The organism is Micrococcus sp. TA1 (assembly GCF_014199555.1).
GTDB lineage: Bacteria > Actinomycetota > Actinomycetes > Actinomycetales > Micrococcaceae > Citricoccus.
Genome location: NZ_JACHNW010000001.1, coordinates 1,518,051 through 1,543,194, shown reverse-complemented (window position 1 = coordinate 1,543,194; position 25,144 = coordinate 1,518,051). Strand labels below are relative to the sequence as shown.

The window sequence follows — 25,144 nt, the reverse complement described above, 5'->3', positions numbered from 1 at the left end:
TGACGACGATGCCGTGGTGGTCCGACGGGCTGGACGGCCGGTGAGGCCACCGACTGCCGGACCGGTGCCCGGGCCGGTCGACGTGCGGCTCGTGCCGGCCCTGCTGCTGACGCTGGTGACGTGTCTGGTCGTTCCGGTCCTCCCGTATGAGTGGGTGCAGATGCTGCCGTGGGGCCTGGGAGTGGCGGCCGCCGCGGTCACGGTGCTGTTGGTTGCCATTGCGCGCAGTGGTCGTGTGGCACTGGTGAGCCTGACGGCGCTCACCGCCTGTGCGCTGTGGGTCGCGGCCGTCGCGGCAGTGCAGGCCGTCGGGGACCGGGCCCCGGTGAAGGCCTCCGGCTGGGAGGACGCGGTGTCCGCGGGCCAGCCGGTGCGCCTCTCCGGTCGGGCGACGGGTGGGGCGGTGAGATCCCCGGGGGCCTTCGGGGACTGGTGGCACGTCACCGTTGCCGTAGACGCCTTCGGACACCCGGTACGGACCGTTCCACGAGGCACCGAGGTCGTCGTCTCTGGAGATGCAGAGTGGGACGGTATGGAGCTTGGCACACGGGTATGCCTGACGGCCGACCTCGAACCGTCCGGTACCACGGTGTTCGCTCGTGCCCGCACCGGCCCGGATGCCGGGTCATGCCCGGACCTGGATGGCGGGACAGGCCCGGAGAGCGGCATGGGCCGGAGCACGGGGCGCGAAGTGGTGCGAGCGGCGGTCCGAGACGCGGCGGCCGGTAGCGTGGGCGCGGCACCCCAGCTGCTTCCAGGACTCGTCCTGGGGGACCGCTCCGTGCAGGACCCGGAACTGGACGAGGCGATGAAGGCCTCCGGGCTCAGTCACCTGTCCGCCGTCAGCGGGGCCAACTGCACCCTCCTGGCCGGCGCAGTCGTGATGACACTGCGCACCCTGCGGATCCGTCGTCCGGTGGTGTTGGGCGCGGTCCTGGGGGTGCTGGTCGTCTTCGTCATCATCGTCGGCCCGGAACCCTCCGTGATCCGGGCCGCCGTGATGGGCGGGATCGGCGCCTGGGCGGTGTTCTTCGGGCGGGGACGGCAGGCCCTGCCGCTGCTGTGCCTGGCCGGCTGCGTCCTGCTGTGCTGGCAACCGGCGCTGGCCGCCGAACCCGCATTCCAGCTCTCCCTGGCAGCCACCGCCGGCATCGTCCTGGCCGCACGACCGGTGGAACAGTGGCTGACCGCCACGCTCGGGAGGATACTGCCCGGACCGGTCGCCGGGACGATCGGAGCCGCGCTCGCGGTGACCGTCTGTGCCCAGGTCGCCTGCCAGCCGGTGCTGGTGGGGATCGCGGGCACGCTCAGCAGCTATGCGGTGCCCGCCAACCTGCTCGCGGCACCCCTCGTCCCCCTCATCACCGTGCCGGGCACGGCGGCTGCCATCCTCGCCGTGCCGCTCCCCGGCCTGGCCGCCGCCATCTTCTGGCTGATCGGCTGGCCGGCCGCAGGGATCGGCTGGATCGCCGGCGCCCTGTCGTCACTGCCGGGAGCGCTCCATCCCTGGCCCGGGGGAGCGCTCGGGGCAGTCCTGGTGGCCCTGCACGTGCTCGCGGCCCTGGCCTTGCTCTGGCTGCTGCTGCGGTGGGAACGCACGCGGCCCGCCCGCGTGCGCCGGATCCCCGCCGGTCCGGTTCCGCGCGGCGCCCCGTCCTCCCGGACCCTGCGGTGGTCGCTGGCCGCGGCGTGGACGCTCGTGTGCGCCGCCGTCGGCAGTCAGCTTGCCCTCGTCGTCTCCCCACCGGCCGGGCCCGTCCCGCGGGACTGGTCCCTGGCCGCCTGCGATGTCGGCCAGGGGGACATGCTGGTCCTGCGCACGGGGCAGCGGTCGGCGATGGTGGTCGACACGGGCCCGGACCCGGGGGCGGCGACGTCCTGCCTCCGGAACGTCGGTGTGGAGCGGATCGACCTGCTCGTGCTGTCCCACCTGCACCAGGACCATGCGGGTTCCGCCGCCGCGCTCGCCGAGTGCTGCCAGCCTGCTGCCGTCGTCTACTCGAGCATGGCCACCCCCGGGGCCGGCGGGCCGGGCGCAGGGGACCGCGAGGACCGATCTGCCGCCGAGGGCGCCGGAGGCGCTCGCACCCCCGCCGGTGCGCGCCGGCCGGGGGTGGGGGAGACGGGCACGGTGGGTGAGCCGGCATCGGCATGGCGGGTGGACTGGGAGGTGCTGGCCGCGGACTCGGAGGCGCGCGACGAGAACGATGCCTCCCTGCAGATGGCGGCCACCGTGCACACGCCTCAGGGGTCCTACACCGTCCTGCTCACGGGGGACATGGAGCAGGAAGCCACCGGTGCACTGCTGCGCCAGGGAGTGTTCCCGGAGACGGTGGACGTGCTCAAGGTGAGCCACCACGGGGCCAGGAACGGTGGGAACGACCTCGTGCGCGCCCTGATGCCGGCGTTGTCGGTGGTGCAGGTCGGCCGGGAGAACAGCTACGGGCATCCGCACCCGTCCGTCATCACCGAGCTCCAGCGGCACGGGCCGGTCGTGCGCACCGATGAGCACGGCACGACGGTCGTCTCACTCCGCGACGGACAGCTGGTGCCGACCGTGACCGGCCAGTTCGCACCCGCGGTGACCGGCCGGGCGGCGGGCACCGTCCCGGTAGGATGACACACATGCCCGCCCCCAGCCGCTCTCGCCGATCCACCAGCTCCGGCACCGACTGGCGACGCGTGGAACCGGCGCCCCTCATGCTCCTGAAGGGGCCCGAGGACTTCATCGCCACCCGGGTCACGGACCGGGTCAGGACCGCGCTGCGGCAGGCGGACCCGGGCCTGGAGCTCCACCGGCTGGATGCCGCCGACTACCAGTCCGGACAACTGTCCATGCTGGCCAGCCCGTCCCTGTTCGGCGAGGCGAAGATCGTCCTGGCCGAGGGCCTGCAGGACATGAACGAGGCGTTCCTGGCCGACTGCCTCGACTACGTGGCCGCCCCCGCCGATGACGTCACCCTGATCCTGCGCCACACCGGAGGCAACCGCGGCAAGAGGCTGCTGGACGTGGTCACCTCGTCCGGGGTGCTGGTGGAGTGCCAGCCCATCAAGTCCGACGCGGACAAGGCCGACTTCGTGGTCGGCGAGTTCCGGTCCCGGCGCCGGTCGATCGACCAGGAGGCCGTCCGGTCCCTCATCGACGCCACGGGCGGATCGCTGACCGACCTCGCGGTGGCCTGTCAGCAGCTGGCCGCGGACACCGAGGGGACCGTGACCACCCAGGTCGTGGACCGGTACTACGGCGGACGGGTCGAGGCCACCGCCTTCCGGGTCGCCGACGCGGCCATCGAGGGCCGGGCCGGCCAGGCCACCGCGCTGTTGCGGCACGCCCTGGCCACCGGGGTCTCCGCACCGGCCATCACGGGGGCCCTGGCCATGAAGACCCGGCAGATCGCCAGGATCGTCGACGCCCGCATCTCGCAGGGCCAGGTCGCCCAGGTCCTGGGGATGGCCCCCTGGCAGGCCAAGCGCGTCTCGGAGACCGTCCGGTTCTGGAATCCCGCGACCATCGCGGCAGCCATCGAGTGGGTCGCGCAGGCCGACGCCGAGGCCAAGGGACTGGCCAAGGACGCCGAGTACGCCGTCGAGCGCGTCGTCACCCGCATCGCCCTCACGGCCCGGCGCTGACAACCCGGCGCGGCGCCCTGCAGCGCACCGACCGGTTTCACCCTGGTTCACCGGCCGGTGACGTCCGCTGAACGCACGAGGCCCCCGTCCGATGGGACGGGGGCCTCGGTGCCTGGCGCGGGGCGCCGGCGCAGCGTGAGGATCAGGCGCTGATCTTGTTCACGCGCTTGGCGATACCGGACTTGCGGTTGGCAGCCTGGTTCTTGTGGATGACGCCCTTGCTGACGGCCTTGTCCAGCTTCTTGCTGGCCAGCGCGACGGCGGAGGCGGCGGCGGCCTGGTCACCGGCGGTGACGGCCTTGTCCACGGCGCGGATGGCGGTGCGCAGCTCGGACTTCACGGCGACGTTGCGCTGGCGAGCCTTCTCGTTGGTGAGGATGCGCTTCTTCTGGGACTTGATGTTGGCCACGAAAGAGTCTTTCTGTTGCTTCTGACTTTGGTCGGTGAGGGATATTCCCGGATCCGGCGACTGAGAGGCGTGGGGATGCCATGGAAAAGCCGTTCCGGGAGTGCCCGTCGACCTGCGCGGACACACAGCTGGTTAGTCTATCACGACCACCCGTTCTGGTCGTGGAGTCCGCGGGCCACCGTCTCGAACGCGTTCCGGGGGAGCACCCCACCCTCCCGCCGGACGTCGCGTGGACTGACCTGCAGGATCCGGTCCAGCTTCACCTCGGACGGCCGGCCCCTGGAGTCCCACGGGCCGGTGCCGATGTCGATGTAGTCCCGGTCCCGCCGTACCCCGTTGTTGCGATCCCGCGTCGTGAGCTGGGCGACCAGCAGGTAGTCACCGTTGCGGCCGACCACCAGGACGGGGCGGTCCATGCCCCGGCCGTCGAGCTCCTCGAACGGCACCCACGTCCACACGATCTCGCCCGGCCCGGCCTCGGGGCCGGGGGCCGGGTCGTACTCCACCCTGGCCCGGCCGTGGAAGTCACCCGGGTAGTCCAGGACCTCACCCGCAGGCCCGACGCCGGCCGCATCGCCCGGTCGCGCGCTGCCCGGTCGCGCACCGCCCGGGACGACGCGGGGCTGGGCCGGGCGGGTCGAGCCCTGCCGCGACCCGGGCAGGCGGGGCTGGGGGCGGGAGCGCTGGGAGCCGGTGCCGTCGTCGTGCCGTCCGGGGGAGGGCGCGGAGGAACGCCGGACGTCCCGGACGAGGCGGGCCACCGCACGGCCGGCGGACAGCAGGCGGTTCAGGTTCAGGGCCATGGCACGAACCTACCAACGGGTGTCCGCGCCGCGGGGAACGAGCGCGTCGCATCGAGGCGGATCCGCGGCGGGAAACATGGAAGAATGGGGAGCCAGTCCCGCCTGGCCCCGCCAGGCGCGCCCACGTTCCCCAGTCGAAGGAAGATGCCCGTGTCGCCCATGGCGATCCACGCCCCGGTGCCCGCCGCCACCGATCCGGCGGTGATCCGTAACTTCTGCATCATCGCGCACATCGACCACGGCAAGTCCACCCTGGCCGACCGCATGCTGCAGTCCACCGGCGTGGTCCAGCCCCGGGACATGAAGGCCCAGTACCTGGACCGGATGGACATCGAGCGCGAGCGCGGCATCACCATCAAGTCCCAGGCCGTGCGCATGCCGTGGAACGTGGACGGCGCCGACTACGCGCTCAACATGATCGACACCCCCGGGCACGTGGACTTCACCTACGAGGTCTCCCGCTCACTCGCCGCCTGTGAGGGCGCGATCCTGCTGGTGGACGCCGCGCAGGGGATCGAGGCACAGACCCTGGCCAATCTGTACCTGGCCATGGAGAACGACCTGACGATCATCCCGGTCCTGAACAAGATCGACCTGCCCTCGGCCGAGCCCGAGAAGTACGCGGCCGAGATCGCCGGCCTGATCGGCTGCGATCCGGACGACGTCCTGCGCGTCTCCGGCAAGACCGGTGTCGGCGTGGAGGCCCTGCTGGACCGCGTCGTCGCCGAGATCCCGGCTCCCCAGGGGAACACGGACGGTCCGGCCCGGGCCATGATCTTCGACTCCGTCTACGACACCTACCGCGGCGTCGTCACCTACGTGCGCGTGGTGGACGGCAGGCTCTCCCCGCGGGAGAAGATCACCATGATGTCGACGGGCGCCACCCACGAGCTGCTCGAGATCGGCGTGTCCTCGCCCGAGCCGATCCCCTCGAAGGGCCTGGCCGTGGGCGAGGTGGGCTACCTGATCACCGGCGTGAAGGACGTGCGCCAGTCCAAGGTCGGTGACACGGTCACCTCGGCGGCCAAGCCGGCCACGGAGCGCATCGGCGGGTACGAGGACCCCAAGCCGATGGTGTTCTCCGGCCTGTACCCCATCGACGGCTCCGACTACCCGGTGCTGCGCGACGCGCTGGACAAGCTCAAGCTCAACGACGCGGCCCTGGTCTACGAGCCGGAGACCTCGGTGGCCCTGGGCTTCGGCTTCCGCGTGGGCTTCCTGGGCCTGCTGCACCTGGAGATCATCCGCGAGCGGCTCGAGCGAGAGTTCGACCTCGCGCTGATCTCCACCGCACCGAACGTGGTCTACGAGGTCACCCGGGAGGACGGACAGGTCATCACCGTGACCAACCCGTCCGAGTTCCCCGAGGGCAAGATCAACGAGGTCCGCGAGCCGATGGCCTCGATCACGATCATCGTCCCCTCGGAGTTCATCGGTGCCGTCATGGAGCTGTGCCAGGGCAAGCGCGGGCAGATGCGCGGCATGGACTACCTCTCCGAGGAGCGGGTGGAGATCCGCTACTGGATCCCGCTGGCGGAGATCATCTTCGACTTCTTCGACCAGCTGAAGTCCCGCACCAAGGGCTACGCCTCCCTGGAGTGGAAGACCGACGGCGATCAGGTCGCGGACCTGGTCAAGGTCGACATCCTGCTACAGGGCGAGCAGGTGGACGCCTTCAGCTCCATCACCCACAAGGACAACGCCTACTCCTACGGCGTGATGATGACGGGCAAGCTCAAGGAGCTCATCCCCCGGCAGCAGTACGAGGTGCCGATCCAGGCCGCGATCGGCTCCCGCATCATCGCCCGCGAGAACATCCGCGCGATCCGCAAGGACGTGCTCTCGAAGTGCTACGGCGGTGACATCTCCCGCAAGCGCAAGCTGCTCGAGAAGCAGAAGGAGGGCAAGAAGCGCATGAAGATGGTCGGCCGGGTGGAGGTCCCTCAGGAGGCCTTCATCGCCGCCCTGTCCTCCGAGGGCGCGGGTTCCGAGACCGGCGCCAAGAAGTAGCCAGCACATCGCAGCAGCAGTAGTAGGAGAGTAGTACCGCTTGCCTTCCATCCTTCCCGAGGGTGACCCCGCGCCCGACGACGGCCGGTTGCCCGCGCACGTGGCCCGCCGAGTGCGTGAGGCCGAGTCCGCCGGCGCGCCGCGGACGTTCAGCCTGTACGTCCACGTGCCGTTCTGCGAGGTCCGCTGCGGGTACTGCGACTTCAACACGTACACCGCCGAGGACCTGGGTCCCGGGGCGTCCCGCTCCAGCTATGCCGGCACGGTGACCGGCGAGTTCGACTTCGCCGCCGGGGTGCTGGCGGCCTCGGACGTGCCGGCACGGCAGCTGGAGACCGTGTTCTTCGGCGGCGGCACCCCCACGCTGCTGCCCGCCGCGGACCTGGTCGGCATCCTCGGCCGGGCCCGCGAGGTCTTCGGCCTCGCGCCGGGAGCCGAGGTCACCACCGAGGCCAACCCGGACTCGGTCACCGCGCGGTCGCTGGCCGAACTGGCCGCCGGGGGTTTCACCCGCGTGTCCTTCGGCATGCAGTCCGCGGTGCCCCACGTGCTGGCCACCCTGGACCGCACGCACCGCCCGGAGAACGTGCCGGCCGCCGTCGGGTGGGCCCGGGACGCGGGCCTGGAGGTGTCCCTGGACCTCATCTACGGCACGCCGGGAGAGTCCCTGGAGGACTGGCGGACCACGGTGGAGGCGGCGCTGGCGCTGCGCCCGGACCACGTCTCCGCGTACTCCTTGATCGTCGAGGAGGGCACCAAGTTCGGGTCCTCCGTCAAGCGCGGCGTCCAGGCCGACGTCGACCCCGACGACCAGGCGGACAAGTACCTGCTGGCCGAGCGGCTGCTCGCCGAGGCCGGCTACCGGTGGTACGAGATCTCCAACTGGGCCCTGGATCCGCTGGACGAGGGCATCCACCGCGCCCGCCACAACATGGCCTACTGGCGCGACCAGGACTGGTGGGGTGCCGGCCCGGGCGCCCACTCCCACCTCGCCGGCGTCCGGTTCTGGAACGCCAAGCACCCGGCCGCCTACGCCCAGCGTCTGGCCACCGGCGTGTCACCGTCCGTGGGCCGGGAGGAACCCGATGCCGAGGCCAGGTTCCTGGAGCGCGTCATGCTCGGTGTCCGGCTGTCGGAGGGCCTGGAGACCAGCGTCCTGGACGTGGCACCGGACGGCGGCGCCCAGGCCAGGGGTGAGATCGCGGCGATGATCGCCGAGGGACTGCTGGATGGCCGGGCCGCCCTGGCCGGCCGGATCATCCCGACCCTGCAGGGCCGCCTGCTGGACGACGCGATCGTGCGGCGGCTGGCGGGGTTCTGAGACGCCCCCACCGGTTCGTCATCCCCGAGGGGACCCATCCGGTGCGGTCCCGCGCCGGACATGTCCTGTGAGGACGGACGGACGGGCCTACTGGATCAGGCGCAGGTTGAACGGGTACCGGTACGGCCGGCCCTTGTTGCAGTGGATGCCCGCGGCCAGGCCGGAGATGGTCATGAACAGCCAGATGAGCATCGCGATGATCCCGAAGACCCCGCCGACCACGGGGATCAGGGCCAGCAGGTTCGCCACGATCGCCAGCACCGTGGGCGGCAGCGTGAAGTTCAGCGCCTCCTTGGCCTCCTGGGCCGTGAAGGGCCCGCGGTGGCGGAAGACGAGGTAGATCACCAGGGAGGGGACGAAGCCCAGGATGCCGCCGAAGTGCGCCAAGGTGGCCCACTGGCGGTCCTGCGCGGGCGTCAGGGGTGCGGCCTTGGCAGGGGAGCCCTGCAGGTGCTGGTCGCGCCGGGGCGCGGCGACCGGACGCTGGCGGTGCGGACCGCTGGGCTGCTGCTGTGACACGTCCTTCTGCCTCTCGGGAGTGGGGGTACTACGCCGGATTCCGTAGGACATCCTACGTGGATATCCGCCGCTGCTAGTCGCCCACGGCGGTGAGGAAGTCGATGACCTCCTCGACGCGGCCCAGCAGGGCGGGCTCGAGGTCGGCGTAGGTGCGCACCCGGGAGAGCAGCCGCTTCCAGCCGAGGCCGACGTCCTCCTTGGTCCGGTGCGGCCAGCCCAGGCCCTTGAGGATCCCGGTCTTCCAATCCTGGCCCCTGGGCACCACCGGCCAGGCCTCGATGCCCAGCACGGCCGGCTTGATGACCTGCCAGACGTCCACGTAGGGGTGGCCGACGATCAGCACGTTGCCGCGCGCCCCGGGCACCCGCATCGCCTCCGCGGCGATGCGCTCCTCCTTGGACCCGGACACGAGGTGGTCCACGAGGATCCCGAGCCGGCGCTGCGGCCCGGGGGAGAAGTCGGCGATCGCACCGGCGAGGTCATCCACGCCGTGCAGGGGCTCGACGACGATCCCCTCCAGCCGGAGGTCCTCACCCCAGACCTTCTCCACCAGCTCGGCGTCGTGCAGGCCCTCCACCCAGATGCGGGAGGCGCGCGCGGTGCGGGCCCGGGCGTGGCTCACCCGCACGGACCCCGACGCCGTCCTGGCCGGCAGGGCCTTGCCCGTCACCCCGAGCGTGCGGCCCGGAGCGGCAGGCGCGGGGGGCACCACCTGGACCGGGTCGCCGTCCACGAGGAAGCCGAAGCCCAGCGGGAAGGACTTCGTCCGGCCCCTGCGGTCCTCCAGCACCACCAGGTGCACCCCGCCGGACTTCTCCACCCGCAGGACGGCCCCGGTGAATCCCGTGCCGGCGTCCTCCAGGACCGTGCCGCGGTCCGCGGGGACCTCCGGCACGGCGCGGGCCGCCGGCCGGAAGCCGCCGTCCAGGGTGCCGGGTCCCCAGCTGTTCCATTCCATGGGCCCCGACGCTAGCAAGGCGTCCCGGAGAGCCCGGGGAACGGCTCGCGCCCGGCGTGAACCGGGTCGTGGGCGGAGCGGGACGGCTCGGACACGACCGGGTGGCGGGAGGCGCCGGGAGCGGACTGGACAGAGGTATTAGACTTGGCACTTGAACTCGACGAGTGCTAAGTGCATGGCCGGGACGACCGGTGCACCACTGACCGACGACGGGAGGGTGAGATGAGCGAGCAGCCGCGCCGCATGCAGGTGCTGCAGGCGATCGTGGAGGACTACGTGGCCTCCCGGGAACCGGTCGGCTCCAAGGCCCTCGTGGACCGCCACCAGCTGGGCGTGTCCTCGGCGACCGTGCGCAATGACATGGCCGCCCTGGAGGACGAGGGGCTGATCGTGGCCCCGCACACCTCGGCCGGGCGCATCCCGACGGACAAGGGCTACCGCGTCTTCGTGGACCAGATCTCCGAGGTCAAGCCGCTCTCGGCCGCGGAGCGCCGGGCTGTGCAGACCCTGCTGGACTCCTCCGATGACCTGCACGAGATGATGTCCCGCACCGTCCGGCTGCTCTCCCAGCTGACCCACCAGGTGGCCGTGCTGCAGTACCCGCACCTGGACTCCTCCACCGTGCGGCACCTGGAACTGGTCGCCCTGGCCCCCCGCCGCGTCCTGGCGGTGGTGATCCTGTCCTCCGGCCAGGTGGACCAGCGCGCCGTCACCACCGAGCAGGACGTCTCGGAGACCTCCCTGAACGCCCTGAAGCAGCTGTTCCTGCGCCACCTCGACGGCCTGACCCCCGTCCAGGCCGCCGACGGGCTCCGGGCCGCCATGGCGACCGTGCCGGAGCAGGACCGGGAACTGGCGGGCGTCCTGGCCGGCCAGCTGGACCAGTTGCTGGCAGCCCGGCGCGAGGACCGCATCATCATGGCCGGCACGGCCAACCTGGCCCGGTCACCGGGGGACTTCCCGTACTCGATCGGCCCCATCCTGGAGGCCCTCGAGGAGCAGGTCGTGCTGTTGCGCCTGCTGACCGAGATGGAGCAGGATGTGCGGGGCCTGAGCGTGCGCATCGGGTCCGAGAACACCGGTTCGCTGGCCGAGACCTCGGTCATCGCGGCCGGTTACGGACCCGGGGCCGGCGCCAAGCTCGGGGTCGTCGGACCCACCCGCATGGACTACCCCGGCACCATGACCGCGGTCCGCGCCATCGCCCGCTACCTGTCCAGGATCCTGTCCCAGTAGACTGCCGGGCCGCATCAGACCCGAACACGAATCCCGTCCGGAAGGAATACCCCACACCGTGGCAGACCACTACGAGGTCCTCGGCGTCAGCCGTGACGCCTCTGCCGAGGAGATCAAGCGCGCCTACCGCAAGCTGGCCCGCAAGCTCCACCCCGACGTCAACCCCGCCCCGGAGGCCGGAGACCAGTTCAAGGAGGTCACCCGCGCCTACGAGGTGCTCTCGGACGAGGACAAGCGGCGCAACTACGACGCGACCGGCCACGAGAACGGCACCGGCGGCATGGGCGGATTCGGCGGGGGTGACTTCGGCGGCTTCCAGGACATCTTCGAGACGTTCTTCGGGGGCGGTGGCGGCATGGGCGGCGGCGGGCGTGGCCCGGCGAGCCGGTCCCGCCGCGGCCAGGACGCGCTGATCACCGCGCGGATCGACCTGGTGGACGCCGTGTTCGGCGTGGACAAGACCCTCGAGGTGGACACCGCGGTGGTCTGCCCGGAGTGTGACGGCTCCTGCTGCCGGCCCGGCACCCACCCCGAGACCTGTTCCATCTGCCACGGCCAGGGCGCCATCCGCCGCCCCGTCCGTTCCATCCTGGGCACGGTGATGGCCGCCGAGACCTGTTCGGCGTGCCAGGGCTTCGGCACCGTCATCCCGGATCCCTGCCGCGAGTGCAACGGCCAGGGCCGCGTGCGCGACCGCGCGTCCCTGACCATCAAGATCCCCGCCGGCGTCGCCACCGGCACCCGCATCCAGTTGGCCGGACGGGGGGAGGCCGGCCCGGGCGGCGGCCCCAACGGCGACCTCTACGTGGAGATCGACGTCCGGCACCACGACGTGTTCACGCGGGACGGCGACGACCTGCTGGCGACCATGACCGTGCCGATGACGGCCGCCGCCCTGGGCACCGAGCTCACGCTGGACACCTTCGACGGTGAACAGCAGGTGCCGGTCCGGGCGGGCACCCAGTCGGGTGAGGTGCAGGTGCTCAAGGGCCTGGGCGTCGGGCGGCTGCGCGGTTCCGGCCGCGGGGACCTGAAGGTCACCCTGCGCGTGGAGACCCCCACCCGGCTCGACGACGAGCAGCGGCGACTGCTCGCGGAGCTCGCGATGGCCCGCGGTGAGGAGGCCGTGCACGGCAGCACCGAGCACCGCGGGCTGTTCTCCAAGCTGCGGGACAACCTCAAGAACCTGTGAGCGATCGCCCGTGAGCAACCCGCTGTTCTACCTCGACGCCGGTTCGCTGGCCACCACCGCGCCCGGTGACGCCGTCGTGCTCACCGGCGCCGAGGCCCGCCACGCCGCCCAGTCGATGCGGCTGGGCCCGGGGGAGCCGCTCGACGTAGCCGACGGCTCCGGACGCCGGGTCACGGCGACCGTCGTCGCCGCCGCCCCCGACCGGCTGGAGGCGACCGCCCGGTCCGTCACGGACGAACCGGCACCGCTTCCGGAGCTGGTCCTCGTGCAGGCACTGGCCAAGGGCGACCGGGACCTGATGGCCGTCCAGGCCGGAACCGAGCTCGGGCTGGACGCGGTCCATCCCTGGCAGGCCGAGCGCTCCATCGTGCGGTGGACGGGCGGGAAGCCGGGCAAGGGCGCCCGGACCGACAAGACGGCCAAGGCCCTGGCCAAGTGGGAGGCCGCCCTGCTGGCGGCCGCGAAACAGGCCCGGCGCACCCGGGTGCCGGAGGCCCGCGAGATGCTCGACGGCGTCGGGGTCGCGTCAGTCTGCGGCCCCGGGACGCTGGTGCTGGTCCTCCACGAGGAGGCGCAGGCCCCGCTCGGCGAGGCGGTGGCCGAGGCGGCCGCCGTGGACCGGATCGTGATGGTCGTGGGCCCCGAGGGCGGCATCAGCCCGGCCGAGCTCACGGCGCTCACCCAGGCCGGGGCCGTGCCCGTCCTGCTGGGGCGCAACGTGCTGCGGTCCTCCACCGCGGGGCCCGCGGCGACCGCCGTCGTCCAGCAACTGCTGGGACGTTTCGGGTCCCGGTCGTAGACTTCCACCAGAGCCACCCACCACAGCAGGAGCTGAACCCCCCGCCTTGAGCCTCCCCACCGATTCGACCGGAACCGACCGGGACCAGATCACCATCACCTTCGCCTCCGCCGAGGACATGGTCCGGACCCTGGGCACGCAGGACCTGTTGCTGCGCATCCTCGAGGGCATCTACCCCGGACTGGCCCTGGCCGTCCGGGGCCAGGACCTGGACGTGGACGGGCGGACCGCCGACGTGGGCCAGGCGCGCCAGATCATCGAGGACCTCAACGTGCTGGCCCGGCGGGGCACCACGATCACCCCGGAGGTGGTGGAACAGGTGTCCACCCTGGTCCGGGGCGGGTCCGGGGCCCGGGCCTCGGGGATGCTCTCGGCCTCCATCCTGTCCAGTCGGGGACGCAAGATCCGGCCCAAGACGGTCAACCAGCAGCGCTACGTCGAGTGCATCGACGAGCACACCGTCGTCTTCGGGCTCGGGCCGGCCGGCACCGGCAAGACCTACCTGGCCATGGCCAAGGCCGTCCAGGCACTGCAGGCCAAGGAGGTCAACCGGATCATCCTGACCCGCCCCGCGGTCGAGGCCGGGGAACGCCTGGGGTACCTGCCGGGGACGCTGTCCGAGAAGATCGACCCCTACCTGCGCCCGCTCTACGACGCCCTGCACGACATGGTGGAGCCGGAGTCGATCCCCCGGCTCATGGCGGACGGCACCATCGAGGTGGCCCCGCTGGCGTACATGCGCGGCCGCACGCTCAACGACGCCTTCATCATCCTCGACGAGGCCCAGAACACCACCGGTGAGCAGATGAAGATGTTCCTGACCCGGTTGGGCTTCGGCTCGCACATGGTCGTCACCGGGGACACCAGCCAGGTCGACCTGCCCCGCGGGACCGACTCCGGGCTGGCGCAGGCGGTCTCCGTGCTCGAGGGCGTGGACGACATCGCGGTGGTGCGGCTGACCTCCACCGACGTGGTCCGGCACCGCCTGGTCAGCCGGATCGTGGACGCCTACGAGGGGCTCAGCCATGGCCGTTGAGATCGTCAATGAGTCCGGCGTCGCCGTCGACGAGGAGTCGCTGCTGGGACTGGCCAGGTCCGTGCTGGCCGGACTGCACGTCCACCCCGGGGCCGAGCTGTCCGTGATCTGCGTGGACGAGGCGGCCATGGAGCAGCTGCACCTGGAGTGGATGGACCTGCCCGGGGCCACGGACGTGATGAGCTTCCCCATGGACGAGCTGCGTCCGGGCACCCCCGAGGCGCCCAGCCCCGAGGGGCTGCTCGGCGACGTGGTCATCTGCCCCCAGGTGGCGGCCGTGCAGGCCGCCCGGGGCGGGCACCCGACGTCGGATGAGATCCTGCTGCTGCTGACCCACGGCATCCTGCACCTGCTCGGCTTCGACCACGAGGAGCCCGAGGACCGCGCCGAGATGTTCGGCCTGCAGGCCCGGTTGCTCGGGGACTACCTCGGCCGGCCGGCGCCCGATCCCACCGAGGACTGAGCCGTGCTGACCACCATCCTGCTGGCGGTGCTGCTGGCGCTGCTGTTGCTCCTGACCTGGACGCTGGCCGTGGCCGAGACGTCCCTGGGCTACCTGTCCCGCAAGGAGGCCGAGGGCATCGCCCTGCGGCGCCCGCGCAGCCCAATCCTCACCGTGATGGCCCGCCTGCCCGAGCACCTGCACGCCCTGCGGTTCTGGCGATTGTTCGCCGAGACCACCGCGGCGGTCGCCGGCACCCTGTTCATCCACTCGCTGATCGGGATCGTGTGGCTCACCGCGGTGGTGTCCACGGTCCTGATGGGCCTGGTGGCACTGCTGCTGGTGGTGCTCTCCCCGCGCCAGGTCGGTACCCGGCACGAGGTGGCCGCCGCCCAGCGCACCGCCGGCCTCGTCCGGTTCCTCACCGTGCTGCTCGGCCCGCTCCCGGCCCGGTTCGCCGCGCCCGGGCCACGTTCGGAGGACGAGGAGGAGGAGGCCGCGGAGATCGAGGAGCGGCACTTCCGCGAGTTCGTGGCCCGCGCCAACGACGCCGACGTCCTGGAGGACTCCGAGGCCGAACTGATCCAGTCGGTCTTCGACATGGGGGACACGCTCGTGCGGGCCGTCATGGTCCCGCGCACCGACATCGTCACGATGGAGACGGGCACCTCCCTCGAGGACGCGATGAACCTGTTCCTGCGCTCGGGCTGCTCCCGCATCCCGCTGATCGGGGACAACGCCGACGAGGTCTTCGGGATGGTCTACCTCAAGGACGTCGCCCGGGCCCTGCACCGCGGTCCCGACGGCGACGTGGACCGGACCGCGCCCGTCGACCCCGTGGCCCGGGACGTCCGGTTCGTCCCGGAGTCCAAGCAGGTCTCCGCACTGCTGCCGGAACTGCAGCGCGAGTCCAAGCACGTGGCCATCGTGGTCGACGAGTACGGTGGCACCGCCGGACTGGTCACGCTCGAGGACCTCATCGAGGAGATCGTCGGGGAGATCTCGGACGAGTACGACCGGCAGGACCGGCCCGAGGTCGAACCCCTCCAGGACGGGACCTTCCGGGTGGATGCCCGGATGGGCATCGACGACTTCGCCGAGATGTTCGGCGTGGACCTGGACGACGAGGACGACATCGACACCGTCGGCGGCCTGCTCGCCAAGACCCTCGGCCGGGTCCCGATCCAGGGCTCGTGCGTGACCGTACAGGGCATCGAACTGACCGCCGAGTCCCTCGAGGGGCGTCGCAACCGCGTCGCCCGTCTCATCGTCCGGGACACCGCCGGACCCCGACGCCGGCCGGGCACCGAACTGGTGCCGGCACCTCAGGACGAGGACGAACACACCGACGCCCACGCATACCGGGAGACCCGATGACCAACCTGCTCGACCCCAACGCGGTACCCGAGGGCTTCCGGGCCGGATTCGTCTCCCTCGTGGGGCGGCCCAACGCCGGCAAGTCCACGCTGACCAACGCCCTGGTGGGGGAGAAGGTGGCCATCACCTCCTCCAAGCCGCAGACCACCCGGCACACCATCCGCGGCATCGTCCACCGGGACGCCTTCCAGCTGGTGCTGGTGGACACCCCCGGGCTGCACCGGCCCCGGACCCTGCTGGGCCAGCGGCTCAACGACCTGGTGGCCGAGACGCTGGGTGAGGTCGACGCCGTCGGGTTCTGCATCCCGGCGGACGAGAGGATCGGGCCGGGGGACCGCTACATCGCCGGCCAGCTGGCCCTGCTGAACCGCCGCCCGGTCGTGGCGCTGGTGACCAAGACGGACAAGGTGAAGCCGGACCAGGTCGCCGAGCAGCTGCTGGCCGTCACGGCGCTGGGGGACGAGGTCCTGGGCCCGGAGAACGGCGGGGCCGGCTTTGCCGCCGTCGTGCCCGTCTCAGCGGTCAAGGGCCACCAGGTGGAGGACGTGGCCGAGGTGCTGGCCGGTCAGTTGCCCCTGTCCCCGCCGCTGTACCCCGGGGGCGAGCTCACGGACGAGCCGGAGGCCGTCATGGTCGCCGAGCTGATCCGCGAGGCGGCCCTGGAGGGGGTGCGGGACGAGCTGCCGCACTCCGTGGCCGTCGTGGTCGAGGAGATGAACCCCCGAGAGGGACGGCCCGCGGACAGGCCGCTGCTGGACGTGCACGCCAACGTGTTCGTGGAGCGGGACAGCCAGAAGGCGATCATCATCGGCAAGGGCGGCTCCCGGCTCAAGGCGATCGGCTCCCAGGCCCGCACCTCGATCGAGCGGCTCCTGGGCACCCCCGTCTACCTCGACCTGCGGGTCAAGGTCGCCAAGGAGTGGCAGCGCGATCCCAAGCAGCTCGGCCGGCTGGGGTTCTGACGCTCTCCCGACCCGCGGCGCGCGCGGTGCTAGTCTGATGCCATGCGTGACCGACTGGGACTCGCCGGGATCCTCCCGGACACCGTTGCGGGGCTGCTACTAGGCCGCCGCAACGGGGCTGAGCCGTCGGTCGTGGTGCCCGCCACGCGCTGACGCGCCGGGTGTTCGCAGCACCCGGTGGGGCCGGATCCCCGTTGCGGAGGAAGAACCACGGCCCCTGCCCCCGTCAGACCCTCCGGTCCACGCCGGATCCATGAAAGGCACGCTGAACAGCACCATGCGCAACCTGCAGAAGTCCTCCGGGATGAAGTTCCACAAGTACACCCCCTTCCAGGACCAGATCCAGGTCCACCTGCCGGACCGCACGTGGCCGGACAAGGTCATCACCGAGGCGCCCCGGTGGTGCGCGGTCGACCTGCGCGACGGCAACCAGGCCCTCATCGACCCGATGGGGCCGGAGCGCAAGCTGCGGATGTTCGAGCTGCTGGTGTCCATGGGCTACAAGGAGATCGAGGTCGGCTTCCCGTCGGCATCGCAGACCGATTTCGACTTCGTCCGCCAGCTGATCACCGAGGACCGGATCCCCGAGGACGTCACCATCCAGGTCCTCACCCAGTCCCGCGAGCACCTGATCGAGCGCACGTATGAGGCGCTCGAGGGCTGCCACCGCGCGATCGTGCACCTGTACAACTCCACCTCCGTGCTCCAGCGCCGCGTCGTGTTCCGCGAGGACCAGGACGGCATCGTGGACATCGCCACCTCCGGGGCCCGACTGTGCCGGAAGTACGAGGAGCAGATGAAGGGCACGGAGATCATCTACCAGTACTCCCCGGAGTCCTTCACCGGCACGGAGCTGGAGTTCGCCGCCCGCATCTCCAACGAGGTGGCCGAGGTCCTGGAGGCCTCCACCGACCGCCAGATGATCCTGAACCTGCCGGCCACCGTGGAGATGGCGACCCCGAACGTCTACGCCGACTCGATCGAGTGGATGCACCGCAACCTCGCCCACCGGGACGCCATCATCCTGTCCCTGCACCCGCACAACGACCGCGGCACCGGTGTGGCCGCCGCCGAGCTGGGCTACATGGCCGGCGCGGACCGGATCGAGGGCTGCCTGTTCGGCAACGGTGAGCGCACCGGGAACGTGGACCTGGTCACCCTGGGCATGAACCTCTACAGCCAGGGCATCGACCCGATGATCGACTTTTCCGACATGGACTCGATCCGCCGGACGGTCGAGTACTGCAACCAGCTCAAGGTCGCCGAGCGGGTGCCCTACGGCGGCGACCTGGTGTTCACCGCCTTCTCCGGTTCGCACCAGGATGCCATCAAGAAGGGCTTCGAGGTCATGGACGCCGACGCGGCCGAGGCCGGCACCGACCGGGACGGCATCCCGTGGGCGGTCCCCTACCTGCCGATCGACCCCCAGGACATCGGGCGCTCCTACGAGGCCGTGATCCGGGTGAACTCGCAGTCCGGCAAGGGCGGCGTGGCCTACCTGCTCAAGAGCGAGCACAACCTGGACCTGCCGCGTCGTGCGCAGATCGAGTTCTCCCACGTCATCCAGCGGATGGCGGACAGCCAGGGCGGGGAGGTCACGGGCGACCAGCTCTGGCAGGTCTTCCAGGACGAGTACCTGCCGGCCGAGGAGGGCCAGACCCGCTGGGGTCACTACCGGCTCGGCGCGGTGCACTCCGAGACCGCCGAGGACGGCAGCTTCACGATGACGGCCGAGGCAGACGTCGCGGGCGTGCGGCACCAGCGCACCGCGTCCGGCAACGGACCCATCGCCGCCCTGCTGACGATCCTGTCCGAGGACGGGCTCGACATCCGGGTGCTCGACTACACCGAGCACGCCCTGTCGGAGGGTGGCTCGGCGATGGCGGCGGCGTACGTCGAGTGCGCCGTGGGGGAGCGCGTCCTGTGGGGCGTGGGGCTGGACTACAACACCACGATGGCCTCGCTCAAGGCCGTCGTCTCCGCCGTCAACCGTGCCCTGCGGGACGACGCCGAACTGCTCGAGGCCATCGTCGGTCCCGCGGCGTCCGGGTCGGCCGCCCACTGACGGTCACCGACGATGGCGGGCCGGGGCGGCGGTTATGCCGCCAACAGCTATCGCACCGACGCCCTGGTGCTGCGCACCTACAAGCTGGGTGAGGCGGATCGCATCATCGTGCTGCTGACCCCCGGCCACGGCCAGGTCCGGGCCGTGGCCAAGGGGGTCCGCCGGACGACCTCGAAGTTCGGGGCCACCCTGGAGCCGTTCATGCTGTCCCGGCTGCAGCTCGTCCACGGCCGGAACCTGGACATCATCACCCAGGCCCAATCGGTCACCCCCTACGGCACCGCCATCGCCGCGGATTACGACGCCTACGCGGCGGCCTCCGCCATGGTGGAGACGGCCGAACGGCTGACGGTGACCGAGGTGGGGGAGCACGGTGGCGGGGTCGAGGCGCCGAGCCAGTACCGCTTGCTGCACGGGGCCCTGGCGGCCCTGGCACGGCGGGCCCACGCACCCCGCCTGCTGCTGGACTCGTACCTTCTGCGGGCCCTGGCGACGGCAGGCTGGGCGCCGAGTTTCACCTCGTGCGCCCGCTGCGGGGCGCCCGGGCCGCACCGCTCCGTCAACGTCACGCTCGGCGGCAGCGTCTGCGACGACTGCCGGCCGCCCGGGTCCTCGACGCCGGCCCCCCAGTCGGTGGCGCTGCTGGCCGCCCTGCTCTCGGGGGACTGGACGACCGCGGACGCCGCGCCGGAGGCCTCCCGGCGCGAGGCGGCCGGTATCGTGGCGGGGTACCTGCAGTTCCACCTGGAACGCCACCTGAAGTCCCTGGCCGTGATGGGCCAGGACGCCGACCGCAACCCCTAGAGGACCGCATGCCCCGTCGACCCGCCCGCGCCGTCCAGGAGCCGTACCCGCACCCCAGCGGGGCGCAACCACCGGTCATGGACCCGCGGTTCGTGCCACGCCACGTGGCGATCGTCATGGACGGCAACGGCCGGTGGGCCAACCAGCGCGGGCTGCCCCGCACCGAGGGCCACCGGGCCGGGGAGGCGGCCCTGCTGGACGTCATGGCCGGCGCCGTGCAGCTCGGGATCGAGTACGTGACCGTCTACGCCTTCTCCACGGAGAACTGGAAGCGCTCCCCGGAGGAGGTGCGCTTCCTGATGGGCTTCTCCCGTGACGTGCTGCGCCGCCAGCGGGACACCCTGGACTCCTGGGGGGTGCGGATCCGGTGGAACGGCCGCCGGCCCCGGCTGTGGAAGTCCGTCGTGGACGAACTGCTCGTCGCCGAGGACCAGACCCGGCAGAACACCCGCTGCCACCTGACGATGTGCGTGAACTACGGCTCGCGGGCCGAGATCACCGACGCGGTGAAGGACATCGCCCGGGAGGTCGAGGCCGGGCGGCTGTCCGCGGCGGGCATCCGGGAGGAGACCATCACCCGGCACCTGGACGAGCCGGACGTCCCGGACGTGGACCTGTTCCTGCGCACCTCGGGGGAACAGCGGCTCTCCAACTTCCTGCTCTGGCAGTCCGCCTACGCGGAGCTGGTCTTCCTGGACACGCTGTGGCCGGACGTGGACCGGACCACCCTGTGGGACGCCGTCGAGGTCTACGCCCGGCGCGACCGCCGTTACGGGGGAGCCGTGGACCGGTCGGGCGACGCTCAGGCGTAGGCACCCAGCCACGTGAACATCTCGCGGGCGGCCGTCCGGCGGATAGGCTCGACGGAGGCCATCACGTCGTGCAGGGCGCCGGGATGGCGGACCACCGTCACGTGCCGGCCGAGGCGGGTGGCACGCTGGGCCAGGACCTCCACGTCCAGCACGACGTCCGCGGCCGTCATGTCCTCGGACCACCTGGTGCCGAAGACCGTGCGGTCGGACAGCATGACGTAGACCGGCTCGGCCAGCCCCAGCCCGGACGCCACCCGGGCGTGCCCGGCCATCACCGCCTGCAGCCAGCCGCCGGGCACCTCGAAGGAGTGCCGGGGACGCCAGAGCGGGTGCAGCGCCCAGTCGCCCTCGGCCTCGTCCGAGATGGACCGCCAGTAGTGGTCCACGCGGGGCAGCCTCAGGAAGCTCTTCGGCTGCAGCCGGGCCACCGGGTCCAGCACGGCCTGGGCCATCAGCCGCACCAGCGCGGAGCCCTGCATCTCCAGCCAGGGGCTGTTCAGCACCAGGGCCCGGGCCCGGCCCGGATGCCGGTCGGCCCACAGGGAGAGGGTGAGCCCGCCGGTGGAGTGTCCCATCAGCACCGGGGGCTCGGGGTGGTCCCCGGCGATCAGGCGCAGCGCCGAGCCGATCTCGTCGTCGTAGACCTGCAGGCTCTGGACCCAGCCGGGAGTCTGGCCCGGGCGCAGCGAGCGTCCGTACTTGCGCAGGTCCAGGGCGTGGAAGGCGTAACCGTGCTCCTCGAAGAGCCGGGCCAGCGGGGCGTTGTAGAAGTAGTCCGACCAGCCGTGGACATACAGCACGGGAACCCGGTGCCGTAGCCTGCCGGCAGCCCGCTCACCGGTCGCCGGACCCCGGGCGACCCGGACGAGGGTGGCCACGTTGGGGCCCTCCTCGTCCACCTCCAGCGGGACGGTCAGGCGCTCGAAGCCCTCCAGCACGTCCGGGACCCACACCCCGGGCGGCGAGTCCTCCAACAGGTCCCCCTCGGGACCGGTGAGGGGCTCCTGCGCGGGCCGCGGCTCGTCCGGGGTGTCCGGTTCGTCCCGGGTCGATGGCAGGGAGGGCATGACGGCCAGCCTACGATGGAGTCATGCCCCACCCCGACCTCACCCTGCCGCGGGTCTACCCGGCCTTCTTCAACGCCTTCTTCAAGGGCATGGACGCCGAGAAGGCCCACCACGCCGGCTTCAGCATGATCCGCGCCACCGAAGCCACCGGGGTCTCGGCCGCGCTGCGCCGACTGACCCGTCCCCACCCGTCGCTGACCACCCGCGTCATGGGACTGGACTTCCCCTCGCCCTTCGGGCTGGCGGCCGGTTTCGACAAGCAGGGACTGGGCACGGCCGCCCTGGCCGACCTCGGCTTCGGCCACATCGAGGTGGGGACGATCACCGGGCAGGCGCAACCGGGCAACCCGGCGCCGCGGCTCTTCCGGCTCGTCGAGGACCGCGCCCTGATCAACCGGATGGGCTTCAACAACGACGGGGCCGCCGCCGTCGCGCCCCGCCTCAAGGCCACCCGCAAGACGCTGACCCGGCGGTTCGGCAGCCGTCGTCCGGTCCTCGGGGTGAACATCGGCAAGACCAAGGCGGTGCCGCTGCAGGACGCCACCCGGGACTACCTGGTCTCCACCGCGGCCCTGGCACTCCACGCCGACTACCTGGTGGTCAACGTCTCCTCGCCGAACACCCCGGGACTGCGTCAGCTCCAGGACATCGAGGCGCTGGCCCCGCTGCTCGCCCAGGTCCGGGCCACGGCCGACCGGACGACCGGACGTCACGTCCCGCTGGCCGTGAAGATCGCCCCGGACCTGGCCGACGAGGACGTCGACGCCGTGGCCGGGATGGCCGTCGAACTGGGCCTGGACGGGGTCATCGCCACCAACACCACGATCAGCCGCGAGGGGCTCCGCACCCCGGCCGCCGAGGTGGAGGCCATGGGTCCCGGCGGCCTGTCCGGGGCCCCGCTGAAGGACCGGTCGCTCCAGGTGCTGACCCGCCTGCGGTCGGGGCTGCCGGACTCGGTGGCCCTGGTCTCCGTCGGCGGGGTGACCACCGGCGCAGACGTGCAGCAGCGACTCGACCTCGGGGCCGACCTGGTCCAGGGCTACACGGCGTTCCTGTACGAGGGGCCCTTCTGGGCGGCGCGCATCAACCGCGACCTGGCGCGGGGACGCTGAGCCTCCCGGTCAGGCGGGGTACTGGCCCCGCTTGACCTGGGGCTTGGGCAGGCGCAGCCGGCGCAGCTGCATGGCGCGCATCACCCCGTACCAGCGCACGCCGCGTTCGACCGCGCCGAACTTCTCCGTCAGGCGCCCCTTGAGCTGGAACGAGACGAGGACGCCCTCGAGGACCACCAGGAGCACCAGCGCCCACAGGGAGAACGTGAGCCACAACTGCAGGTCCGTATTGGGCAGGAACGCCATGAACACGTAGACGAGGACGATGATCATCAGCCACTCGCCCAGGCCGGTGCGGGCGTCCACGAAGTCCCGGGCGTAGCGCTTCTGCGGTCCACGGTCGCGGAGCGGCATGTGCCGCTCGTCGCCGGTCTCCATGGCGAGCCGCATCTTCTGCCGCTCGGCGGCCTCGGCCTCGCGGGACGCCGCCCGGGCGGCCTTGCGGTCGTCCGGCACCAGCGGGCGGCGGCGGGCCGCCTCCTGCTGGGCGCGCGTGGGGGTCGGCCCCTTCTTCTGCCGCGGGGCAGCGCCGACCTCCTCTGCGGGCACCACGGGCATCTCGGCAGGGTTCTCGGAGGTCTTCTTGCGTCCAAACACCCGTTCATTCTAGGTCGTCGGGGCCCGCCCGTGGGCCAGGCCGGGCCCGTGCCACCGGCCGGTCCGGATCGGTACGCTGGCCCCATGCCCGAACAGCCTGACCGTGACCTGATCACCCACCTCGCCGATGCCGTGGACGCGCTGATGCCCCAGGCGATCTCCACCCTGGAGGACCTCGTGGCCATCCCGGGCATCGCCTGGAACTCCTTCGACCGCGAACCCCTCGAGCGGTCCGCCCGCACGGTCGCCGAGCTGGTCCGCGGCCTGGGACTGGACGACGTCGAGATCCTGACGGAGGCAGGCGGCGGACCGGCCGTCGTCGGGCGCCGCCCGGCCGCACCCGGACAACCGACGGTCCTGCTCTACGCGCACCACGACGTCCAGCCCGTGGGGGACCTGGCCCTGTGGCAGACCGAGCCGTTCACCGCCGTCGAGCGCGACGGCCGGCTCTTCGGGCGCGGCGCGGCCGATGACAAGGCCGGCATCATGGTCCACCTGACGGCGCTGAAGGCACTGCTCGACGTCGGCGCGGACCCCGGGGTGGGCGTCACCTTCTTCATCGAGGGGGAGGAGGAGGCCGGTTCACCCACGTTCCGGGCGTTCCTGGACAGGCACCGTGATCGGTTGGCCGCGGACGTCATCGTGGTGGCCGACTCCGGCAACTGGAAGGTCGGCGTGCCCGCCCTGACCACCTCGCTGCGGGGACTGGTGGACGGGGTCATCGGGGTGCGCGTCCTGGACCACGCCGTGCACTCCGGGATGTACGGCGGGCCGGTCCTGGACGCCCCCACGCTGTTGGCCCGGCTCATCGCCACCCTGCACGACGACCGGGGCAACGTCGCGATCGCAGGCCTGGAGCAGCGGCATCACGCGGCGATCGAGTACCCGGAGGCCGACTACCGTGCCGATGCCTCGGTCCTGGACTCCGTGCGACTGGCCGGCAGCGGCCCCCTGGCGGACCGATTGTGGAACCGGCCGGCCCTGAGCATCATCGGGACGGACGTGCCCCGGCTGGAGGTCGCGTCGAACACCCTGCAGCCGGAGGCCCGCGCCAAGTTCAGCCTGCGGCTGGGGCCCGGAACCGACCCGGAACAGGCCATGGCCGCGGTGCGTGAGCACGTACTGGCCCAGGACCTGTTCGGCGCCGAGGTCTTCTTCGAACCGGGGGAGACCGGCCAGCCCTTCGCCACCGACACGTCGGCGCCCGCGGCCCGGGCGATGCTGGACTCCCTGCGGGACGCCTGGGGCGTGGAACCGGTGGAGACCGGGATCGGCGGCTCCATCCCCTTCACGGCGGACCTCGTGGAGGTCTTCCCGGCGGCGACGCTGCTGATCACGGGCGTGGAGGACCCGGACTCCCGCGCGCACTCGGCCAACGAGTCGCTGCACCTCGGTGACTTCCGCAACGCCGTGCTGGCCGAGGCCCTCCTGCTGGTCCGGCTCGGCGCCGGCGCCTAGACTCGTCGGACCGGCCGGGAATGTTCCGGCCACCCGTGCTGTTGGCACCGGTGACGGCGGGCCCTGTCCGCCGACCCCGAGGGGGAGTAGACGCGCAGAAGAAGGAGCGATCATGAGCGTTTCCGCAGAAGCATCCGGGACTGAGATCCCCACCGCCCAGCCCGCCGAGGGCCTGGACGCCCACGAGGTCGCCCTGACCGACGTGGCCGCCACGAAGGTCCGCACCCTGCTGGAGCAGGAGGGCCGGACCGACCTGCGCCTGCGGGTGGCCGTGCAGCCCGGAGGGTGCTCCGGACTGATCTACCAGCTCTACTTCGACGAGCGGGTGCTTGAGGGCGACACCCTGCGTGACTTCGACGGTGTCGAGGTCATCGTGGACAAGATGAGCGTCCCGTACCTCACGGGTGCCACCATCGACTTCGAGGACACCATCTCCAAGCAGGGGTTCACGATCGACAACCCGAACGCCGGCGGTTCCTGCGCGTGCGGGGACTCCTTCCACTGAGCCACCACGGGATTCGAGCCGGATCCCCGC

General features: G+C 71.7%; 23 protein-coding genes. 17 read left to right on the top strand and 6 right to left on the bottom strand.

Annotated features, from left to right (window positions below; genetic code table 11):
* Positions 1–40: 40 nt before the first annotated feature.
* Both GGQ69_RS06765 and holA read left to right on the top strand, forming a co-directional pair.
* On the top strand, positions 41–2,620 hold the full coding sequence (locus GGQ69_RS06765) for a ComEC/Rec2 family competence protein (protein WP_183526222.1): 2,580 nt from the start codon (positions 41–43) through the stop codon (positions 2,618–2,620).
* Positions 2,621–2,625: 5 nt separating this feature from the next.
* A complete protein-coding gene (gene holA, locus GGQ69_RS06760; RefSeq protein ID WP_183526219.1) occupies positions 2,626–3,630 on the top strand; it encodes a DNA polymerase III subunit delta in 1,005 nt (334 codons plus the stop codon).
* A 142-nt stretch (positions 3,631–3,772) separates the two neighbouring features.
* On the opposite strand, the gene rpsT is transcribed toward holA, so the two are convergent.
* On the bottom strand, positions 3,773–4,039 hold the full coding sequence (gene rpsT, locus GGQ69_RS06755; RefSeq protein WP_010145386.1) for a 30S ribosomal protein S20: 267 nt from the start codon (positions 4,037–4,039) through the stop codon (positions 3,773–3,775).
* Between the two features lie 140 nt (positions 4,040–4,179).
* Complete coding sequence (locus GGQ69_RS06750; protein WP_183526216.1) at positions 4,180–4,842, bottom strand: type II toxin-antitoxin system PemK/MazF family toxin; 663 nt, start codon at positions 4,840–4,842, stop codon at positions 4,180–4,182.
* A 150-nt stretch (positions 4,843–4,992) separates the two neighbouring features.
* On the opposite strand from GGQ69_RS06750, the gene lepA reads away from it, so the two are divergent.
* The gene (lepA, locus tag GGQ69_RS06745) at positions 4,993–6,852 is read left to right on the top strand and encodes a translation elongation factor 4 (RefSeq protein WP_029139329.1); all 1,860 of its coding nucleotides are present in this window, start codon (positions 4,993–4,995) and stop codon (positions 6,850–6,852) included.
* A 40-nt stretch (positions 6,853–6,892) separates the two neighbouring features.
* A complete protein-coding gene (hemW, locus tag GGQ69_RS06740) occupies positions 6,893–8,173 on the top strand; it encodes a radical SAM family heme chaperone HemW (protein WP_183526213.1) in 1,281 nt (426 codons plus the stop codon).
* Between the two features lie 87 nt (positions 8,174–8,260).
* Here the strand turns inward: hemW and GGQ69_RS06735 are convergent, their stop codons facing one another.
* On the bottom strand, positions 8,261–8,692 hold the full coding sequence (locus GGQ69_RS06735) for a DUF4870 domain-containing protein (protein WP_183526210.1): 432 nt from the start codon (positions 8,690–8,692) through the stop codon (positions 8,261–8,263).
* A gap of 73 nt (positions 8,693–8,765) precedes the next feature.
* Positions 8,766–9,650, bottom strand: coding sequence for a DUF3097 family protein (locus tag GGQ69_RS06730; protein ID WP_183526207.1), 885 nt, complete (start codon positions 9,648–9,650; stop codon positions 8,766–8,768).
* 222 nt (positions 9,651–9,872) lie between these two features.
* Here GGQ69_RS06730 and hrcA point away from each other — a divergent pair, with 222 nt between their 5' ends.
* The 10 genes from hrcA (at position 9,873) to GGQ69_RS06680 (ending at position 20,375) form a co-directional block, all read left to right on the top strand.
* Positions 9,873–10,886 (top strand): heat-inducible transcriptional repressor HrcA, encoded by a 1,014-nt coding sequence (gene hrcA / locus GGQ69_RS06725; RefSeq protein WP_029139326.1) that lies wholly within the window; start codon positions 9,873–9,875, stop codon positions 10,884–10,886.
* Between the two features lie 58 nt (positions 10,887–10,944).
* On the top strand, positions 10,945–12,078 hold the full coding sequence (dnaJ, locus tag GGQ69_RS06720) for a molecular chaperone DnaJ (RefSeq protein ID WP_010145378.1): 1,134 nt from the start codon (positions 10,945–10,947) through the stop codon (positions 12,076–12,078).
* Positions 12,079–12,088: 10 nt separating this feature from the next.
* Positions 12,089–12,877: a 16S rRNA (uracil(1498)-N(3))-methyltransferase gene (locus GGQ69_RS06715; RefSeq protein ID WP_183526204.1), complete on the top strand. Its 789-nt coding sequence runs from the start codon at positions 12,089–12,091 to the stop codon at positions 12,875–12,877.
* 46 nt (positions 12,878–12,923) lie between these two features.
* A complete protein-coding gene (locus tag GGQ69_RS06710; protein WP_010145376.1) occupies positions 12,924–13,913 on the top strand; it encodes a PhoH family protein in 990 nt (329 codons plus the stop codon).
* Entirely contained in the window at positions 13,903–14,376 is a 474-nt protein-coding gene (ybeY, locus tag GGQ69_RS06705; protein WP_010145375.1) for an rRNA maturation RNase YbeY, read from the top strand. The genes GGQ69_RS06710 and ybeY overlap by 11 nt, the downstream gene beginning before the upstream one ends.
* A 3-nt stretch (positions 14,377–14,379) precedes the next feature.
* Entirely contained in the window at positions 14,380–15,732 is a 1,353-nt protein-coding gene (locus tag GGQ69_RS06700; protein ID WP_183526201.1) for a hemolysin family protein, read from the top strand.
* Complete coding sequence (gene era / locus GGQ69_RS06695) at positions 15,729–16,694, top strand: GTPase Era (protein WP_183526198.1); 966 nt, start codon at positions 15,729–15,731, stop codon at positions 16,692–16,694. The genes GGQ69_RS06700 and era overlap by 4 nt, the downstream gene beginning before the upstream one ends.
* A 277-nt stretch (positions 16,695–16,971) precedes the next feature.
* Positions 16,972–18,759 carry a 2-isopropylmalate synthase gene (gene leuA, locus GGQ69_RS06690; protein ID WP_183528376.1) on the top strand — a complete coding sequence of 596 codons (1,788 nt, stop codon included), beginning with the start codon at positions 16,972–16,974 and terminating at the stop codon, positions 18,757–18,759.
* Between the two features lie 12 nt (positions 18,760–18,771).
* Entirely contained in the window at positions 18,772–19,563 is a 792-nt protein-coding gene (recO, locus tag GGQ69_RS06685) for a DNA repair protein RecO (protein ID WP_183526195.1), read from the top strand.
* An 8-nt stretch (positions 19,564–19,571) separates the two neighbouring features.
* The gene (locus tag GGQ69_RS06680) at positions 19,572–20,375 is read left to right on the top strand and encodes an isoprenyl transferase (protein ID WP_183526192.1); all 804 of its coding nucleotides are present in this window, start codon (positions 19,572–19,574) and stop codon (positions 20,373–20,375) included.
* Here the strand turns inward: GGQ69_RS06680 and GGQ69_RS06675 are convergent.
* Positions 20,366–21,442 carry an alpha/beta hydrolase gene (locus tag GGQ69_RS06675; RefSeq protein WP_183526189.1) on the bottom strand — a complete coding sequence of 359 codons (1,077 nt, stop codon included), beginning with the start codon at positions 21,440–21,442 and terminating at the stop codon, positions 20,366–20,368. The two genes, GGQ69_RS06680 and GGQ69_RS06675, sit on opposite strands and share 10 nt — an antisense overlap.
* Before the next feature lie 23 nt (positions 21,443–21,465).
* Here GGQ69_RS06675 and GGQ69_RS06670 point away from each other — a divergent pair, with 23 nt between their 5' ends.
* The gene (locus GGQ69_RS06670) at positions 21,466–22,554 is read left to right on the top strand and encodes a quinone-dependent dihydroorotate dehydrogenase (protein ID WP_183526186.1); all 1,089 of its coding nucleotides are present in this window, start codon (positions 21,466–21,468) and stop codon (positions 22,552–22,554) included.
* A 9-nt stretch (positions 22,555–22,563) separates the two neighbouring features.
* On the opposite strand, the gene GGQ69_RS06665 is transcribed toward GGQ69_RS06670, so the two are convergent.
* Positions 22,564–23,151: a DUF3043 domain-containing protein gene (locus tag GGQ69_RS06665; protein WP_183526183.1), complete on the bottom strand. Its 588-nt coding sequence runs from the start codon at positions 23,149–23,151 to the stop codon at positions 22,564–22,566.
* 84 nt (positions 23,152–23,235) lie between these two features.
* On the opposite strand from GGQ69_RS06665, the gene GGQ69_RS06660 reads away from it, so the two are divergent.
* Both GGQ69_RS06660 and GGQ69_RS06655 read left to right on the top strand, forming a co-directional pair.
* Positions 23,236–24,609, top strand: a complete 1,374-nt coding sequence (locus GGQ69_RS06660; RefSeq protein ID WP_183526180.1) for a dipeptidase — start codon at positions 23,236–23,238, stop codon at positions 24,607–24,609.
* 112 nt (positions 24,610–24,721) lie between these two features.
* The gene (locus tag GGQ69_RS06655) at positions 24,722–25,114 is read left to right on the top strand and encodes an iron-sulfur cluster assembly accessory protein (protein WP_010145801.1); all 393 of its coding nucleotides are present in this window, start codon (positions 24,722–24,724) and stop codon (positions 25,112–25,114) included.
* Positions 25,115–25,144 lie beyond the last annotated feature (30 nt).

Bases quoted from the DNA above. Each gene is read 5' to 3' on its own strand.
- holA (WP_183526219.1), top strand. From the start codon at position 2,626: ATGCCCGCCCCCAGCCGCTCTCGCCGATCCACCAGCTCCGGCACCGAC.
- GGQ69_RS06750 (WP_183526216.1), bottom strand. From the start codon at position 4,842: ATGGCCCTGAACCTGAACCGCCTGCTGTCCGCCGGCCGTGCGGTGGCC.
- GGQ69_RS06730 (WP_183526207.1), bottom strand. From the start codon at position 9,650: ATGGAATGGAACAGCTGGGGACCCGGCACCCTGGACGGCGGCTTCCGG.
- hrcA (WP_029139326.1), top strand. From the start codon at position 9,873: ATGAGCGAGCAGCCGCGCCGCATGCAGGTGCTGCAGGCGATCGTGGAG.
- ybeY (WP_010145375.1), top strand. From the start codon at position 13,903: ATGGCCGTTGAGATCGTCAATGAGTCCGGCGTCGCCGTCGACGAGGAG.
- era (WP_183526198.1), top strand. From the start codon at position 15,729: ATGACCAACCTGCTCGACCCCAACGCGGTACCCGAGGGCTTCCGGGCC.
- leuA (WP_183528376.1), top strand. From the start codon at position 16,972: ATGCGCAACCTGCAGAAGTCCTCCGGGATGAAGTTCCACAAGTACACC.
- recO (WP_183526195.1), top strand. From the start codon at position 18,772: ATGGCGGGCCGGGGCGGCGGTTATGCCGCCAACAGCTATCGCACCGAC.
- GGQ69_RS06680 (WP_183526192.1), top strand. From the start codon at position 19,572: ATGCCCCGTCGACCCGCCCGCGCCGTCCAGGAGCCGTACCCGCACCCC.
- GGQ69_RS06675 (WP_183526189.1), bottom strand. From the start codon at position 21,442: ATGCCCTCCCTGCCATCGACCCGGGACGAACCGGACACCCCGGACGAG.
- GGQ69_RS06670 (WP_183526186.1), top strand. From the start codon at position 21,466: ATGCCCCACCCCGACCTCACCCTGCCGCGGGTCTACCCGGCCTTCTTC.
- GGQ69_RS06660 (WP_183526180.1), top strand. From the start codon at position 23,236: ATGCCCGAACAGCCTGACCGTGACCTGATCACCCACCTCGCCGATGCC.
- GGQ69_RS06655 (WP_010145801.1), top strand. From the start codon at position 24,722: ATGAGCGTTTCCGCAGAAGCATCCGGGACTGAGATCCCCACCGCCCAG.